This is a genomic window from Burkholderia sp. MSMB1459WGS, from assembly GCF_001534535.1.
Lineage (GTDB): Bacteria > Pseudomonadota > Gammaproteobacteria > Burkholderiales > Burkholderiaceae > Burkholderia.
This window is the reverse complement of sequence record NZ_LPMU01000037.1, coordinates 184707-200834: the sequence shown is the minus strand read 5'-3', so window position 1 is coordinate 200834 and position 16128 is coordinate 184707. Positions and strand designations below refer to the sequence as shown.

The 16128-nt window shown below is 68.7% G+C and carries 14 protein-coding genes; 11 read left to right on the top strand and 3 right to left on the bottom strand.

The window, feature by feature from the left end; translation table 11 throughout:
* Positions 1-11 precede the first annotated feature (11 nt).
* Positions 12-1985: a propionate catabolism operon regulatory protein PrpR gene (gene prpR / locus WT97_RS15225; RefSeq protein WP_060353719.1), complete on the bottom strand. Its 1974-nt coding sequence runs from the start codon at positions 1983-1985 to the stop codon at positions 12-14.
* A gap of 170 nt (positions 1986-2155) precedes the next feature.
* Here prpR and prpB point away from each other — a divergent pair, with 170 nt between their 5' ends.
* The 7 genes from prpB (at position 2156) to WT97_RS15190 (ending at position 10040) form a co-directional block, all read left to right on the top strand.
* Complete coding sequence (gene prpB, locus WT97_RS15220) at positions 2156-3049, top strand: methylisocitrate lyase (protein WP_059499503.1); 894 nt, start codon at positions 2156-2158, stop codon at positions 3047-3049.
* 40 nt (positions 3050-3089) lie between these two features.
* Positions 3090-4262: a 2-methylcitrate synthase gene (prpC, locus tag WT97_RS15215; protein WP_034205934.1), complete on the top strand. Its 1173-nt coding sequence runs from the start codon at positions 3090-3092 to the stop codon at positions 4260-4262.
* An 83-nt stretch (positions 4263-4345) separates the two neighbouring features.
* Positions 4346-6940 (top strand): Fe/S-dependent 2-methylisocitrate dehydratase AcnD, encoded by a 2595-nt coding sequence (gene acnD, locus WT97_RS15210; protein ID WP_060353718.1) that lies wholly within the window; start codon positions 4346-4348, stop codon positions 6938-6940.
* 24 nt (positions 6941-6964) lie between these two features.
* Positions 6965-8155: a 2-methylaconitate cis-trans isomerase PrpF gene (gene prpF, locus WT97_RS15205; RefSeq protein ID WP_060032935.1), complete on the top strand. Its 1191-nt coding sequence runs from the start codon at positions 6965-6967 to the stop codon at positions 8153-8155.
* A 194-nt stretch (positions 8156-8349) separates the two neighbouring features.
* A complete protein-coding gene (locus tag WT97_RS15200) occupies positions 8350-9402 on the top strand; it encodes a CaiB/BaiF CoA-transferase family protein (RefSeq protein ID WP_060032938.1) in 1053 nt (350 codons plus the stop codon).
* A gap of 118 nt (positions 9403-9520) precedes the next feature.
* Positions 9521-9769: a type II toxin-antitoxin system Phd/YefM family antitoxin gene (locus WT97_RS15195; protein ID WP_034205945.1), complete on the top strand. Its 249-nt coding sequence runs from the start codon at positions 9521-9523 to the stop codon at positions 9767-9769.
* Complete coding sequence (locus WT97_RS15190; protein ID WP_059780124.1) at positions 9759-10040, top strand: type II toxin-antitoxin system RelE/ParE family toxin; 282 nt, start codon at positions 9759-9761, stop codon at positions 10038-10040. Before WT97_RS15195 ends, WT97_RS15190 begins: the two co-directional genes overlap by 11 nt.
* Before the next feature lie 56 nt (positions 10041-10096).
* On the opposite strand, the gene WT97_RS15185 is transcribed toward WT97_RS15190, so the two are convergent.
* Positions 10097-10540, bottom strand: a complete 444-nt coding sequence (locus WT97_RS15185; protein WP_059499490.1) for a PaaI family thioesterase — start codon at positions 10538-10540, stop codon at positions 10097-10099.
* A 277-nt stretch (positions 10541-10817) separates the two neighbouring features.
* On the opposite strand from WT97_RS15185, the gene WT97_RS15180 reads away from it, so the two are divergent.
* Entirely contained in the window at positions 10818-12437 is a 1620-nt protein-coding gene (locus WT97_RS15180; RefSeq protein ID WP_060353717.1) for a methyl-accepting chemotaxis protein, read from the top strand.
* Here the strand turns inward: WT97_RS15180 and WT97_RS15175 are convergent.
* Positions 12410-13519, bottom strand: a complete 1110-nt coding sequence (locus WT97_RS15175) for an AGE family epimerase/isomerase (RefSeq protein ID WP_059499488.1) — start codon at positions 13517-13519, stop codon at positions 12410-12412. The genes WT97_RS15180 and WT97_RS15175 overlap by 28 nt on opposite strands.
* Before the next feature lie 114 nt (positions 13520-13633).
* On the opposite strand from WT97_RS15175, the gene WT97_RS15170 reads away from it, so the two are divergent.
* The 3 genes from WT97_RS15170 to WT97_RS34570 all read left to right on the top strand — a co-directional run bounded on the left by WT97_RS15170 (position 13634) and on the right by WT97_RS34570 (position 16114).
* Positions 13634-14332, top strand: coding sequence for an MgtC/SapB family protein (locus WT97_RS15170; protein WP_060032944.1), 699 nt, complete (start codon positions 13634-13636; stop codon positions 14330-14332).
* Positions 14333-14424: 92 nt separating this feature from the next.
* Positions 14425-15783, top strand: coding sequence for a hypothetical protein (locus tag WT97_RS15165; RefSeq protein WP_060353716.1), 1359 nt, complete (start codon positions 14425-14427; stop codon positions 15781-15783).
* Between the two features lie 175 nt (positions 15784-15958).
* Positions 15959-16114, top strand: coding sequence for a hypothetical protein (locus tag WT97_RS34570; protein ID WP_011548928.1), 156 nt, complete (start codon positions 15959-15961; stop codon positions 16112-16114).
* The last annotated feature ends 14 nt before the right edge of the window (positions 16115-16128 follow it).

The window sequence follows — 16128 nt, the reverse complement described above, 5'->3', positions numbered from 1 at the left end:
GCGGCCCGAACCTATTTCGCCGACAGCTTCCGCCACAGCGTCGTCTTGCTGATGCCGAGCATCGCGCACGCGCGGTCGCGGTCGCCGCCGCACGCGTCGAGCACCGCACGGATCTCGTCGGCTTCCGCGCGACGGCGGCGCGCATGCAGTGTTTGCGTGTCGTCGGCGTCGGGCGGCGCGGCGAACAGTTCGGGCGCGATCGCCTGCAGCGCTCCGGGGGCGAGCGCCGCGCACGCGGCGCCCGGATCGCTTTCGTCGGCTTCCTCCGCCAGCTCCACCGCGATCCGCTCGACCACGTTCTGCAGTTCGCGGACGTTGCCGGGCCAGCGGTAGCGCGCGAGCGTCGCTTGCGTCGCGTCGAGCACACGCAGCGCGTCGTCGGTGTCGCGCACGCGTTCGGCGAGACGCGGCTCGCGCCGCGCAGCCTGCACGAGCAGCGTCGCCGCGAGCGCGGGAATGTCGGCCGCGCGCTCGCGCAGCGGCGGCAGGCCGACGTTCAGGATGTTGAGCCGGTAATAGAGATCCGCGCGGAACGTGCCGGCCTCGACGGCCGCGAGCAGCGGCCGGTGCGTCGCGGCGATCACGCGCACGTCGATGCGGATCGGCTCGGTCGAGCCGAGGCGGATCACCTCGCGCTCCTGCAGCGCGCGAAGCAGCCGGCTCTGCAGCGACGGCGGCATCTCGCCGATCTCGTCGAGAAACAGCGTGCCGCGGTGCGCGGCCTCGAACAGGCCGGTCTTGCCGCCGCGCCGCGCGCCGGTGAACGCGCCTTCTTCATAGCCGAACAGTTCGCTCTCGAGCAGCGCTTCCGGAAACGCGCCGCAGTTGACCGCGACGAACGGATAGTTGCGCCGCGCGGACAGCGCGTGCAGGCTCTGCGCGATCATTTCCTTGCCGGTGCCGCTTTCGCCGAGCACGAGCACGGTCGCGTCGGATTTCGCGTAGCGGCGCACGAGCTCGCGCACGCGCGTCATCGGCGCCGATGCGCCGACCACGTCGTCGAGCGCGTAGCGTGCGGCGAACTGCTGCGTGGTCGGTTGCGACCGCAACGCGCGATCGAGCCGTTCGACCGCGCGCGATTCCTGGAACGTCAGCACGCTGCCCGACGTGACGCCGCGATCGACCAGCGGCCCGCGATGCACGACGTAGCGCACGCCGCGTATCGTCGCGAGCGCGTCGCCGTCTTCGCCGCGCAGCGTGCGCAGCTCGGGCCGCAGGTCGACGAGCGCACGGCCGACGGCCGCCGCCGGTTCGACCCCGAGCGCCGACGCGAGCCGTTCGTTGATCGCCTCGACGCGGCCGTGCGCGTCGAGCGCGACCACGCCGTCGCGCAGGTGCTGCAGCAGCGTGTCGAGCCGCTGGCGGCGGAATGTCTCGGCGTGCGTCGCATACGCGACTTCGAGCGCCGTCTCGACCGCCTTGCGCACCGACGCATGCGAATACAGGAACACCGCGCCCATGCCGGCGCTCGCCGCGAGATCGGTGACGAGGCCCGGGCCGACGATCGTCTCGATGCCGCGATCGTGCAGGTCGTGCACGCAGGCTTCCGCTTCCTGCGCGGACTGATATGACGCAAACTGCACGTCGAGGCCGTACGCGGCGACGAAGCGGCGCACCTCGGGCGGCGTTTCGCCGGCGCTGACGAGCGCGATCCGCGCTGCATCGCGCCGCGCGCGCGCGAGCGCCTGCATCACGTCGAAGCCGGTCGGAGACACGACCACCACCGGCACCTGCGCGCGCGTTTTCAGGAAGCCGCCGTTCGAGCCGGCCGCGACGATCACGTCGGGCCGCGCGGCGCCGGCCTCGGCGATCGCGCTCAGCGCGTCCTCGTACGCGCGCGTCACGATGCGCACGTCGGCGCGTTCGTCGAATTCGCCGGCGATCTCGCGAAACAGGTCGCGCAGGCGGCTGATACCCATCGCCCAGATGCGCGGGCGCACCGTGCGGTCGGCAGGGCCGACGGGCTTGGTCGAAGAGAGGTCCATGACGGCCGATTATGCGCGCGCGATTTCATTTTTGAAACATGAGATTGCCGAATTGAAATGAGCGACCGATGCAACGCCCTCGGCGGTTGCTTAAGAATCAGTGGGTTAGCGGCGTTTCGCAAGCTGGCCCGGTCCTTGCTGTTATCGGGCATTCCATCAGGAGGCCGTTCATGAGCAATACGCATCTTCAGAGCGCCGGCGCGAAGTTCCGCGCGGCAGTCGCGGCCGAGCAGCCGCTGCAGGTGGTCGGCGCGATCACCGCGTACGCGGCCAAGATGGCGCAGGCCGTCGGCTTCAAGGCCGTGTACCTGTCGGGCGGCGGCGTCGCGGCGAACTCGCTCGGCATCCCCGACCTCGGCATCAGCACGATGGAAGACGTGCTGATCGACGCGACCCGGATCACCAACGCGACCGACCTGCCGCTGCTGGTCGACATCGACACGGGCTGGGGCGGCGCATTCAACATCGCGCGCACGATCCGCTCGTTCATCAACGCCGGCGTCGCGGCCGTGCACCTCGAGGACCAGGTCGGCCAGAAGCGCTGCGGCCATCGCCCGGGCAAGGAGGTCGTGCCGACCGACGAAATGGTCGATCGCGTGAAGGCCGCGGTCGATGCGCGCACCGACGACCAGTTCGTGATCATGGCGCGCACCGATGCGGCCGCCGCCGAAGGGATCGACTCGGCGATCGAGCGCGCGGTCGCGTACGTCGAAGCCGGCGCGGACATGATCTTCCCGGAAGCGATGAAGACGCTCGACGACTATCGTCGCTTCAAGGCGGCCGTGAAGGTGCCGATCCTCGCGAACCTGACCGAATTCGGCTCGACGCCGCTGTTTACGGTCGAAGAGCTGCGCGAGGCGAACGTCGACATCGCGCTGTACTGCTGCGGCGCGTATCGCGCGATGAACAAGGCTGCGCTGAACTTCTACGAAACGCTGCGCCGCGACGGCACGCAGAAGGCAGCCGTGCCGACGATGCAGACGCGCGCCGAGCTGTACGACTTCCTCGGCTATCACGAATACGAGCGCAAGCTCGACGAACTGTTCGCGCAGGGCAAGAAGTAACACGGCCCGCACCCCCCGATACCCATTGGAGAAGGAAAACATGAGCGAGACGAAAGACGCAGCAGCACCGGCCGCCGCAGGCGCATTCAAGCCGAAGAAGTCGGTGGCGCTGTCGGGCGTGACGGCCGGCAACACCGCGCTGTGCACGGTCGGCAAGACCGGCAACGACCTGCACTATCGCGGCTACGACATTCTCGACGTCGCCGAATCGTGCGAGTTCGAGGAAATCGCGCACCTGCTCGTGCACGGCACGCTGCCGAACCTGACCGAACTGGCCGCCTACAAGGCCAAGCTGCGCGCGCTGCGCGGCCTGCCGAGCGCGCTGAAGGCCGCACTCGAACAGATTCCGGCGTCGGCCCACCCGATGGACGTGATGCGCACGGGCGTGTCGGTGCTCGGCACCGTGCTGCCGGAGAAGGACGACCACAATCTGCCGGGCGCGCGCGACATCGCCGACCGCCTGATGGCGTCGCTCGGCTCGATGCTGCTGTACTGGTATCACTTCTCGCACAACGGCAAGCGCATCGAGACCGAAACCGACGACGACTCGATCGGCGGCCACTTCCTGCACCTGCTGCACGGCAAGACGCCGTCGAAGTCATGGGTCGAGGCGATGCACACGTCGCTGATCCTGTACGCGGAGCACGAATTCAACGCGTCGACGTTCACCGGCCGCGTGATCGCGGGCACGGGCTCGGACATCTACTCGGCGATCACCGGCGCGATCGGCGCGCTGCGCGGGCCGAAGCACGGCGGCGCGAACGAAGTCGCGTACGAGATCCAGAGCCGCTACAGCTCGCCGGACGACGCCGAAGCCGACATCCGCCGCCGCGTCGAGAACAAGGAAGTCGTGATCGGCTTCGGCCACCCGGTCTACACGATCTCCGATCCGCGCAACAAGGTGATCAAGGGCGTGGCGCACAAGCTGTCGAAGGAAGCGGGCGACCTGAAGCTGTACGACATCGCCGAGCGCCTGGAATCGGTGATGTGGGACGCGAAGAAGATGTTCCCGAACCTCGACTGGTTCAGCGCGGTGTCGTATCACATGATGGGCGTGCCGACCGCGATGTTCACGCCGCTGTTCGTGATCTCGCGCACGTCGGGCTGGAGCGCGCACATCATCGAGCAGCGCATCGACAACAAGATCATCCGCCCGAGCGCGAACTACACGGGCCCGGAAGACCTGCAGTTCGTGCCGATCGAGAAGCGCTGACACGCCCGCCGCGCGCACCGGCGCCCGCGAGGCGGGCGGCCGGCGCGCGCGGCGCGTCATACCCCGAATTCCCGCCCCACATCATGAATACCGCCAACCGCAAACCCCTGCCCGGCACGTCGCTGGACTATTTCGACGCGCGTGCCGCGGTCGACGCGATCGCGCCCGGCGCCTACGACACGCTGCCGTACACGTCGCGCGTGCTCGCCGAAAACCTCGTGCGCCGCTGCGATCCGGCGATCCTCGCCGAGTCGCTGAAGCAGATCGTCGAGCGCAAGCGCGAACGCGATTTCCCGTGGTTCCCGGCGCGCGTGGTGTGCCACGACATCCTCGGGCAGACGGCGCTCGTCGATCTCGCCGGCCTGCGCGACGCGATCGCGGACGGCGGCGGCGACCCGGCGAAGGTGAACCCGGTCGTGCCGGTGCAACTGATCGTCGACCACTCGCTCGCCGTCGAATGCGGCGGCTTCGATCCGGACGCGTTCGCGAAGAACCGCGCGATCGAGGATCGCCGCAACGAGGATCGCTTCCACTTCATCGAGTGGACGAAGAGGGCGTTCGAGAACGTCGACGTGATCCCGCCGGGCAACGGCATCATGCACCAGATCAATCTCGAGAAGATGTCGCCGGTGATCCAGGCGCAGGATGGCGTCGCGTTCCCGGATACCTGCGTCGGCACCGACAGCCACACGCCGCACGTGGACGCACTCGGCGTGATCGCGATCGGCGTCGGCGGCCTCGAAGCCGAGAACGTGATGCTCGGCCGCGCGTCGTGGATGCGGCTGCCCGACATCGTCGGCGTCGAGTTGACCGGCAAGCGCCAGCCCGGCATCACCGCGACCGACGTGGTGCTCGCGCTGACCGAGTTCCTGCGCAAGGAAAAGGTGGTCGGCGCGTACCTGGAGTTCCGCGGCGAAGGCGCGGCGAGCCTGACGCTCGGCGATCGCGCGACGATCTCGAACATGGCGCCCGAATACGGCGCGACGGCCGCGATGTTCTTCATCGACGGCCAGACGATCGACTACCTGCGCCTCACCGGCCGTAGCGACGAGCAGGTGAAGCTCGTCGAGACGTACGCGAAGGCTGCCGGCCTGTGGGCCGACACGCTGGCCGACGCGCAATACGAGCGCACGCTGACGTTCGACCTGTCGAGCGTCGTGCGCAACATGGCCGGCCCGTCGAACCCGCACAAGCGGCTGCCGACGTCCGATCTCGCCGCGCGCGGCATCGCCGGCCAGTGGGAAGACAAGCCGGGCCAGATGCCCGACGGCGCGGTGATCATCGCCGCGATCACGAGCTGCACGAACACCAGCAACCCGCGCAACGTGATCGCCGCGGGCCTGCTCGCACGCAACGCGAATGCGAAGGGCCTCACGCGCAAGCCGTGGGTGAAGAGCTCGCTCGCGCCCGGCTCGAAGGCGGTTCAGCTGTATCTCGAAGAAGCGAACCTGCTGCCGGAGCTCGAGAAGCTCGGCTTCGGCATCGTCGCGTTCGCGTGCACGACCTGCAACGGAATGTCGGGCGCGCTCGACCCGAAGATCCAGCAGGAGATCGTCGATCGCGACCTGTACGCGACGGCCGTGCTGTCCGGCAACCGCAATTTCGACGGCCGCATTCACCCGTATGCGAAGCAGGCGTTCCTCGCGTCGCCGCCGCTCGTGGTCGCGTATGCGATCGCCGGCACGATCCGCTTCGACATCGAGCGGGACGTGCTCGGCCACGGCCCCGACGGCCAGCCCGTCACGCTGAAGGACATCTGGCCGACCGACGAGGAGATCGATGCGATCGTCGCGTCGAGCGTGAAGCCCGAGCAGTTCCGCAAGGTCTACGAGCCGATGTTCGCGCGCAGCGCCGACGCCGGCGAGCGCGCGGCGCCGCTGTACGACTGGCGCGCGCAGAGCACCTACATCCGCCGCCCGCCGTACTGGGAAGGGGCGCTGGCCGGCGAGCGCACGTTGAAGGGCATGCGCCCGCTCGCGGTGCTCGGCGACAACATCACGACCGACCACCTGTCGCCGTCGAACGCGATTCTGCCGAACAGCGCGGCCGGCGAGTACCTCGCGAAGATGGGCCTGCCGGAAGAGGACTTCAACTCGTACGCGACGCACCGGGGAGACCACCTGACCGCGCAGCGCGCGACCTTCGCGAACCCGACGCTGATCAACGAGATGGCGGTCGTCGACGGCGCGGTGAAGAAGGGCTCGCTCGCGCGCGTCGAGCCGGAAGGCAAGGTCATGCGGATGTGGGAAGCGATCGAGACGTACATGAATCGCAAGCAGCCGCTGATCGTGATCGCCGGCGCCGACTACGGCCAGGGCTCGTCGCGCGACTGGGCCGCGAAGGGCGTGCGGCTCGCGGGCGTCGAGGCGATCGCCGCCGAAGGCTTCGAGCGGATCCACCGCACCAACCTGATCGGGATGGGCGTGCTGCCGCTCGAGTTCAAGCCGGGCACCAACCGGACGACGCTCGGTATCGACGGCACCGAGACCTTCGACGTGATCGGCGAGCGCACGCCGCGCGCCGACCTGACGCTCGTGATTCACCGCAGCAACGGCGAGCGCGTCGAGGTGCCGATGACGTGCCGGCTCGATACGGCCGAGGAAGTGTCGATCTACGAGGCCGGCGGCGTGCTGCAGCGTTTCGCGCAGGACTTCCTCGAATCGTCGCAGGCCGCCTGAACGGCGCACATTGGGAACACAGACATGGCTCATATTCCTCAAATCAGGATTCCCGCCACCTACATGCGCGGCGGCACCAGCAAGGGCGTGTTCTTCCGACTGCAGGATCTGCCGGATGCCGCGCAGGCGCCCGGCGCCGCGCGCGACGCGCTGCTGTTGCGCGTGATCGGCAGCCCCGATCCGTACGGCAAGCAGATCGACGGGATGGGCGGCGCGACGTCGTCCACCAGCAAGACGGTGATCGTGTCGAAGAGCACGCGGCCGGGCCACGACGTCGACTACCTGTTCGGGCAGGTCGCGATCGATCGCGCGTTCGTCGACTGGACCGGCAACTGCGGCAACCTGTCGGCGGCCGTCGGCCCGTTCGCGATCGCCGGCGGCCTCGTGGATCCGGCGCGCGTGCCGCGCGACGGCGTCGCGACCGTGCGGATCTGGCAGGCGAACATCGGCAAGACGATCGTCGCTCACGTGCCGATCGTGAACGGCGCGGTGCAGGAGACGGGCGACTTCGAGCTGGACGGCGTCACGTTCCCGGCCGCCGAGGTGCAGCTCGAATTCATGGATCCGGCCGCCGAGGAAGAAGGCGCGGGCGGCTCGATGTTCCCGACCGGCAACCTCGTCGACGATCTGGCCGTGCCGGGCGTCGGCACGCTGAAGGCGACGATGATCAACGCGGGCATCCCGACGATCTTCGTCGAGGCCGAGGCGATCGGCTATACGGGCACCGAGCTGCAGGACGCGATCAACGGCGACGCGAAGGCGCTCGAGAAGTTCGAGACGATCCGCGCGCACGGCGCGTTGCGGATGGGTTTGATCGACACGCTCGACGAAATCGCGACGCGGCAGCACACGCCGAAGATCGCGTTCGTCGCGAAGCCGGCCGATTACGTCGCATCGAGCGGCAAGCGCGTGAATGCGGGCGACGTCGACCTGCTGGTACGCGCGATGTCGATGGGCAAGCTGCATCACGCGATGATGGGCACCGCGGCGGTCGCGATCGGCACGGCTGCGGCGATTCCCGGCACGCTCGTCAATCTCGCGGCGGGCGGCGGCGAACGCAACGCGGTCCGCTTCGGGCATCCGTCGGGTACGTTGCGCGTCGGTGCGGAAGCGCGGCGCGAGAACGGCGAGTGGACCGTCACGAAGGCGATCATGAGCCGCAGCGCGCGCGTGCTGATGGAAGGCTGGGTGCGCGTGCCGGGCGACGCGTTCTGATGCCTGGCGGTTCGTGCGTGCGGCGTGGCGCAACAGAACCTTGAAGCGATCCCTGCGAAGCGAATCCGCTGCGCAGGGATTTTTTGTTGGCTGGGTGCGTGGAGGAGGCAATTCGATGAACAGGGCATCGGACCGACGCGCTCGCGCAGGTCGACCGCGAATCATGGGCCCGCGTCCGTCGAGAGGAGAATCGCATGTCGCTTGATGCCCCGCTTTCCGGCATCCACATCGTCGAGTTCGAGGGGCTCGGCCCCGGCCCGCTCGCGGGCTGGATGCTCGCCGGTATGGGTGCACGCATCACGCTGGTCGCACGACCGTCCGGCCGCACGAGCGCGCCGGACGCACTGCGGGCCCGCGATGGCGACCTGCTGCGCGAAGGCAAGACGATCGTCGAACTCGACCTGAAGGCGCCGGCCGGGCGCGACGCCGCGCTCGATCTGGTCGCGCAGGCCGATGCGCTGATCGAGGGGCTGCGGCCCGGTGTGATGGAGCGGCTCGGCCTCGGGCCCGACGCTTGCGCGCGCCGCAATCCGAAACTCGTCTACGGACGCATGACGGGCTGGGGCCAGCGCGGCCCGCTCGCGGCCGCGGCCGGGCACGACCTGAATTACGTCGCGCTGACCGGGCTGCTGTCGCTGTCCGCGCCGCGCGACGGCCGGCCGGGCGTGCCGCCGACCGTCGTCGGCGATGCGGGCGGCGCGCTCGGGCTCGCGTTCGGGATCGTCTGTGCGTTGCTCGACGTGCGCGGCGGCGGGCCGGGGCGCGTGGTCGACGGCGCGATCGTCGATATCGTGTCGATGCTCGGGTCGCTCGCATTGTGGGCACGCGCGAACGGGCAGCTCGACGGCGCGCAGCCGAGCCTGTTCCACGACGCGCCGTTCTACGACGTGTATCGCTGCGCGGACGGCGAATGCGTGACGATTGGCGCCCTCGAGCCGCCGTTCTATGCGCTGCTGGTCGAACGGCTCGGGCTGACCGACGTCGATCCCGCGTCGCAGTACGACCGGGCGCGCTGGCCCGCGCTGAAGGCGCGTTTCGCGCAGGCGTTCGCCGGGCAGCCGTCCGCGCACTGGCGCGCGCTGCTCGAAGGCACCGACGCGTGTTTCGCGCCGGTGCTGAGCGTGGCCGACGCGGCCGTGCATCCGCACAACACGGCGCGCGGGATTTATCGGACGGACGAGTACGGGAACGTCCGGGCGCGGGTGGCGCCGCGGTTTATGCCGCTGGCGGGCGGCGGGGCCGAGTAGGGATATCGAACTTCACGGGTCGAGAGCGAATTCGGTACCGCCTGTTTGGCACCAGAAATCGCACTAAATATAGTGTCAAATAAAGTACAATGTAAATTCGATCGAAAAAGGAGCAGGCATGCCCCATACCATCCTGGCTAGCGTGACGGCGAGCGTCTCGGAGCTGAAGCGGAACCCGATGGGAACCGTGGCGGCGGGAGAGGGGTTCCCGGTCGCGATCCTGAATCACAACGAACCCGCGTTCTATTGCATTCCGGCGAAGACATGGGAGGCGATGGTCGAACGTCTCGAAGATATCGAAGACAACGTGCTGGCCGACTCGCGCGCCAAGGAGAAAGCCGTCAAGGTCAAGTTGAATGACCTTTGAGCTCGCCTTTCTCGAACCTGCGTTGAAGGAGTGGAGGAAGCTCGATCGCACCATTCGCGATCAGTTCAAGGCCAGACTCGTCGAACGGCTCGAGAACCCTCGCATTCCTTCGGCGAAGCTGCACGGTCATCCGGACCGCTACAAGATCAAGCTGCGCAGTATCGGTTATCGCCTCGTGTACGAAGTGCGCGATGCGGAAGTCGTCGTACTGGTAGTCGCGGTGGGGCGTCGCGAGCGCGATGCGGTCTATCTCGCCGCGATGAAGCGCTAGCGCGACACGCGCTGCGTGTTCGGCGTTCTTTCATTGACCTCGCGACGGGCGTCGTCTCACGCCGTTTCCTCCGGCCTGTCCGGCACCTTTCCGTCGCCGACGCGATTGATCGTGCCTTGCGCGATCGCGACGAGCCGCTCGTGATCGCCGTCGATGACGAACACGTGACACTGACAGGTCGCCTGGTGCCGGCCCGCGTAGACGAGCTTCGCGCGGGCGACGAGCGTGCCGTTCACGGCCGGCCGCAGGTAGTTGATCTTGTATTCGGCGGTGATCACGCGCGGGCCGAGCACGAGCGCGCCGGCGAACGTCAGCGCGTTGTCCGCGAGATAGCTGATGACGCCGCCGTGCACGAAGCCGTGCTGTTGCCGCAGTTCCTCGCGCACGGGCAGACACAGCGACACTTCGTTGTCGCCGATATGCATCAGCTCCGTGCCCAGCAGCATGCTGAACGGTTGCGCGCGCAATGCGCCGCGCGCGTGGTCCGTGATGTCGGTCATCGAACTTCCTTAATGAGTGCCCGCTTGCGCTGAACTCTAGGAAGGGGGCTGCCGATAAGCAAGGAAATTCGTTCGCGTTTCGGGCAAATTCCGGTGCGATGCGACGCGATTATTGCGCCGAATACCCAAAATCTCCGCGTTTGGGGGCGATTCGACGCGAATGCGCGCGCGAAGCGCACGATCGACCTGCGCAGCCGGCAATCGGCCTAAAGTCCGACGAAGAAATGCCGCTAATGCCGGGGCATTGCCTCATCGTCCGCTCTCCAGGAACTTCTCCATGTTCGGAAAAATCAAGCTCGCGTCGGGTCTGCTCGGCGTGTTGGCCGTGTTCTGTCTCTTCCTGTTCGCGATCGAAGCGCTCGGCTTCTGGACGCTCGCGTCGACGCGCAGCGGCGTCGACGATCTGTCGAATGTCGCGATCGCGCAGGTCGACGCGGCCAGCCGGGCGACCGAGCAACTGCTCGACGCACGCATCAACCTGTCGCGTGCCGGCACGCGGATGGTGCGCGGCGGCCCGAAGCCCGAAGACATCATCCGCCACGCGGGCGCGTCGCTCGCGGAAGCGGACAAGGCATTCGCCGTGCTGACGGCCGCGCAGCCGGTCGACGACATTAACCGCGCACGCGTCGCGGCGCTTGCCGAACGCTATCGCGCGTTGCGCGGCGCGCTGGGCGAGCTCGTGCAGTTCCTCGACGCCGACAACATCCAGGCGTTCCTCGACCAGCCGACCCAGGGCTTCCAGGACGCGTACATCGCCGAACTGCATCGCTTCACCGACTATGGCGGCACCTCGAGCCGCGCGGCGCTCGACACCATCGACGGCGGCATGCTGTGGTTCAAGTCGGTCGGCATCGTGCTGCTGGTGGCGATGCTTGCGGCGAGCGCCGCGATCTACGCGGCCGCGCGGCGTGCGGTCGTCGCGCCGCTGGAGCAGGCCGGCCGTCATTTCGAGCGGATCGCGCAGGGCCGTCTCGACGAAGCCGTGCAGGCGGGCGGCGTGTTCGAGATCGACCGGATGCTGCGCGGCCTCGCCACGATGCAGACGAGCATCGCGGACACCGTGCGCACGGTGCGCCACGCGTCCGATGCGATCCACCTCGGCGCGGGCGAGATCGCGGGCGGCAACGCCGACCTGTCGGCGCGCACGGGCACGCAGGCCGCATCGCTCGAGGAAACCGCCGCGAGCATGGAGGAACTGACCGCGACCGTCCGGCAGAACACCGACAGCGCCCGTGCGGCGAGCGCGCTGGCCGACGCGGCGCTCGAAGCGACGAGCCACGGCGGCGGCGTGGTCGACAGCGTGATCGACCGGATGCGCGGCATCGCGCAGAGCTCGGGGCGGATCGCGGAAATCATCTCGGTGATCGACGGCATCGCGTTCCAGACCAACATCCTCGCGCTGAACGCGGCGGTCGAGGCCGCGCGGGCCGGCGAACAGGGGCGCGGCTTCGCGGTGGTCGCGGGCGAAGTGCGCTCGCTCGCGCAGCGCAGCGCGCAATCGGCGAAGGAGATCAAGGCGCTGATCGAGGAGTCGGTCGCGCAGATCGACGGCGGAGCGGAGCTCGTCGAGCGCGCCGGCGATGCGATGCGCACGGTGTCGGCGTCGATCACGCGGGTCGTGCAGACGATGGCGGAGATCACGGCGGCGTCGGTCGAGCAGAGCGTCGGGATCGAGCAGGTGAACCAGGCCGTCACGCAGATGGATCAGCTCACGCAGCAAAACGCGGCGCTGGTCGAGGAAGTCGCGGCCGCGGCCGCATCGCTGAACGACCAGACCGCATATCTGATGCAGGCGGTGTCGGTGTTCGAGCTGGGCGACGGACGCGGCGCCGCACCGGGCGGCCGCGCGGCGCCGTCGTTCGCCGCGGGTTACGAACCGGCCGGCAGCGCCGCGTAGGCGGTCGCGAGGTGGTAGGGCGTGGTCGACGGCATGTCGGCGCGCGACACCTGGCCGTCCGCCGTCTTGCACTCGAACCAGCCGCGCGGATGCAGGAAGCGCGCGGCGAACCGCTCGATCTGGCGCGCGAGCGGCGCCGAGGCCGGCGTGCCGCCGTGGGTCGCGAGCGCGCGCAGGTATTCGGTCTGCGCCCAGATCCGCTGCGTGCCGTCGATGCACGCGCCTTGCGCGTCGAGCGCCGCGCACACGCCGCCCGTCTGCGGATCGACGCCGTATTGCTCGGCGAACGCGAACGCGCGCGACAGCGCGGCGGGAAGCCCGGTCTGCGCGAGCCGCGCGCCGGCTGCATCGACCAGATAGAACCACTCGAACTGATGGCCGGGCTCGAAACGGTTGTCGGCCGCCCCGAGCGGCAACTCGGCCACGCAGCCGGTCGCCGCATCGACGAACGTGCGCTCGACGGCCTGCGCGGTGCGCGCGAGCGCATCGTCGAACGCCGGGTCGCCGAACGCATCGGCGGCCGCGAGCCACGCTTCGGTCAGATGCATCAGCGGATTCTGCAGCGGGCCGCTGCCGGATGACGAGAAATCGGCGTGGCGTGCGGCATCGAGCAACGCGTCGCCGTGGCGCGGCGCGAAGCGGTCCTGGATCAGCGCGGCGGTTTCTTCCGCCGCCGTGCGCGCGGCGGCGTCGCGCGACGCCGCATACCATGCGGCGCACGCGAACACGACGAACGCGTGCGTATAGAGATCCTTGGTCGTATCGAGCGGCGCGCCCTGAGCGTCGACGCTGTAGATCCACCCGCCATGACGCGGGTCGCGAAAGTGCCGGCGCAGCGCGTCGAACAGCGTGGCCGCGTGCGCGGAGTCGCCGGCCTGCGCGAACACGAACAGTTGCCGTGCGCACGCCATTGCGCGATAACGCGTCACGGGCAGCGGCGCGTGGGCGGCCGGATCGACGGCCTCGAACGGCAGGTGCAACGCCGGGTCGAACCCTGAACCCCGCCAGATCGGCAAGACGACGTGCGCGAAATGATGGCGCAGTTGGGCGGCCTGGGCGGAAGCGGAGTCGGAAACGGACATGGCGGGGTTGAGCGCTTGGATCGAAACGTGTCGGCGCGGCCCGGAAATCGGCGCGGCCGGGGCCAAGGATAAAACATTCCGCGCGGCCGGCACCAAAAAAAGGAGAGAAATCGGATGCTCAGCAATCTGGAACTCGTGATGCGGCTCGTGCTCGCGGCGGCGCTCGGCAGCGTCATCGGCTTCGAGCGCGAGCGCCTGTCGTGGGCGGCCGGCCTGCGCACGCACATGCTGGTGTGCGTCGGCTCGGCGCTGATCATGATCGTGTCGGCGTTCGGTTTCGCCGACGTGCTCGGCACCAGCGACCACGTCGTGCTCGATCCGTCGCGGATCGCCGCGCAGGTCGTGTCGGGCATCGGCTTCCTCGGCGCGGGCTCGATCCTGCTGCGCGGGGAGATCGTGCGCGGGTTGACGACGGCCGCGAGCCTGTGGTCGGTCGCCGCGATCGGCCTTGCGGTGGGCGGCGGGCTCTATGTCGCGTCGATTTCGGCGACGATCATCATCCTGATCATCCTGGCCGGCATCAAGCCGCTGGAGCGGCGTTACTTCACGGTGCGCCAGCGGCGCCAGCTTGCGTTGACGGTTGCGAGCGGCACGCTGACGTTCGATTCGCTGCACGCGGCGCTCGGCCCCGACAGTGCGCGCGTGAAGCAGTTCATCGTGCAGCGTGCCGACGACTCGGGCGAGCAGGACGAGGTGCGCATCGCGCTGGCGCGGGTGTCGGAACTCGAATACAAGGCGATCTGCGACAAGTTGCGTGCGCTGCCGGGCGTTACGCGCTTCGACGACGGGAACGGGCTCGCGGGGAATGAATAGCGTGAATTGGTGGCGGGGCGTGCGACAATGGCCGACCACCGATTCCGTTCGACATCCGGGTCTGCGCGTGTGGGCCCCGCTATCCGATTTCCATGACCGAATCCGTTTCCACGCCACGCTCCCGTTCCACCCGCTCGTCGGCCCGTTCGCGCCCGCGCTCGGCCGCTGCCGCAGGCAGCACGTCCGCAAGAGCGACGGCACGATCCGGCGGCGCACCGGCCGGCGACGCGCTGCGCGACGAACGGACGCTTGACCTGTTCGGCGATCCGGTGCCGGAGCCGGGCGAGCGCATGCCGGTTGCGCCGCGCGATGAAGCGATCGTGGAAGCTGATGCGACGGCCGGTGCCGACGACGGGCGACAAGCCACGCTCGACGGTTTCATCCCGCCTGCGGATGCGGCAACGCATGCGGAAACCGAAGGGACGGCGACGACGGCTGGGGAGATCGCAGTCGTTCCGACGGCTGAAGGCGATATGGCCGCGAGCGTCGACGGCGCATCCGCAGCAGGTCTTGCAACGAAGGCAGCCGAATCGCCTGTGGGCGATGGCGGGGTAACGACGATCGATGTGCTCGCGGCCGACGGCGCCGCGAGTGTGGAGACGAAGCGGCTAGCCGCCGATGGCGCCGCGGCGCAGGCGGCCGAATCGCAAGCGGCAGATGGCGAAGTCGCGCAACCTGTCGTCGAGGCGGCGGTCGTCAAATCCCGAGAAGGGAAATCTTCGGGCGACACCGCGAAGGAGCGCCGCGCGTCGTCGAGCGGCAAGCGCCGGGCGGCTGCCGGGGCCAACGAAGCAACGGCGACGCAAACCGCACCGGTTGCGACGAGCGTCGACTCGAAGCCGGAAGCGGTTGAATCGGCCCCGCCGCCCGTCGCCGCCGCGCCGGTCGAGCCGCAGACGCCGGCACAACCGGCACAACCGGCACGTCCGCCCGGGCCGGCGATCGCCCCGCATTCCGCGAAGCCTCACGACACGGCCCGGCAGCCGGATGCTTCGCCGCCGATTGCGCAGCCGGTGGCTTCCGCCGCGTCGTTCGTGACCCGGCCATCATCGGAGCGTACGCAGCCGGCCGCGCCAGCCTTCGATCCGGACACGCACCTGCGCCCGCTGACCGACCGGCTCGCCGCGCTGCAGTCCGACGTGGACGGCCTGACGCGCTCGGCCGATCGCGAGATGCGCCGCGTCAACCGCTTGCTGCTCGCGCTGGCCGTCGTCGTGCTGGCGGGGCTCGTCGCGCTGGTGCTGCAAACGCGGCAGATCGCGCACCTGAAGCAGGACGTGGCCGCCAAGCAGCAACGGATCGATCGCCTCGCGGCCGATCTGTCGACGCAGCAGGCCACGCTGATGACGCTCGAGGAGCACCACGAAGCGCTCCTGTCGCAAGTCGACCGGCTTCAGCGCAACGCGAACCGTGACGCGGCCGTCGCGAAGCGGGTTCGTCGCACGCGTTAATCGTTTCGACCCTATCCTGGAGACCTGACGGGGCAAGGATCGCCGTTCTGAGGCGGCGATCGACTGTCGCGCACGTGCGGCAAACCGATGCAGCCCACTGGCAGAGTTTAGGGAAAACCCTTAGAATGGTGTTCATCTAAGGGAAAACCCTACCCATATCTGTCAGGAGTCTCACATGAGCTTCATCTTCGCCCTGCTGCAAAAAATCGACGACCTGTTCGTATCCCCGCACCTGCCGCTCGACGCCGAATACTCGTACGCCGCACGTCACGCCGAGGCCGAGCGCGTGCGCCGTGCGAACCTGGTGCCGATCGTTCTGTATCGTCGCTGATTCGCTGATTCGCT

Bases quoted from the DNA above. Each gene is read 5' to 3' on its own strand.
- prpR (WP_060353719.1), bottom strand. From the start codon at position 1,985: ATGGACCTCTCTTCGACCAAGCCCGTCGGCCCTGCCGACCGCACGGTG.
- prpB (WP_059499503.1), top strand. From the start codon at position 2,156: ATGAGCAATACGCATCTTCAGAGCGCCGGCGCGAAGTTCCGCGCGGCA.
- prpC (WP_034205934.1), top strand. From the start codon at position 3,090: ATGAGCGAGACGAAAGACGCAGCAGCACCGGCCGCCGCAGGCGCATTC.
- acnD (WP_060353718.1), top strand. From the start codon at position 4,346: ATGAATACCGCCAACCGCAAACCCCTGCCCGGCACGTCGCTGGACTAT.
- prpF (WP_060032935.1), top strand. From the start codon at position 6,965: ATGGCTCATATTCCTCAAATCAGGATTCCCGCCACCTACATGCGCGGC.
- WT97_RS15200 (WP_060032938.1), top strand. From the start codon at position 8,350: ATGTCGCTTGATGCCCCGCTTTCCGGCATCCACATCGTCGAGTTCGAG.
- WT97_RS15195 (WP_034205945.1), top strand. From the start codon at position 9,521: ATGCCCCATACCATCCTGGCTAGCGTGACGGCGAGCGTCTCGGAGCTG.
- WT97_RS15190 (WP_059780124.1), top strand. From the start codon at position 9,759: ATGACCTTTGAGCTCGCCTTTCTCGAACCTGCGTTGAAGGAGTGGAGG.
- WT97_RS15185 (WP_059499490.1), bottom strand. From the start codon at position 10,540: ATGACCGACATCACGGACCACGCGCGCGGCGCATTGCGCGCGCAACCG.
- WT97_RS15180 (WP_060353717.1), top strand. From the start codon at position 10,818: ATGTTCGGAAAAATCAAGCTCGCGTCGGGTCTGCTCGGCGTGTTGGCC.
- WT97_RS15175 (WP_059499488.1), bottom strand. From the start codon at position 13,519: ATGTCCGTTTCCGACTCCGCTTCCGCCCAGGCCGCCCAACTGCGCCAT.
- WT97_RS15170 (WP_060032944.1), top strand. From the start codon at position 13,634: ATGCTCAGCAATCTGGAACTCGTGATGCGGCTCGTGCTCGCGGCGGCG.
- WT97_RS15165 (WP_060353716.1), top strand. From the start codon at position 14,425: ATGACCGAATCCGTTTCCACGCCACGCTCCCGTTCCACCCGCTCGTCG.
- WT97_RS34570 (WP_011548928.1), top strand. From the start codon at position 15,959: ATGAGCTTCATCTTCGCCCTGCTGCAAAAAATCGACGACCTGTTCGTA.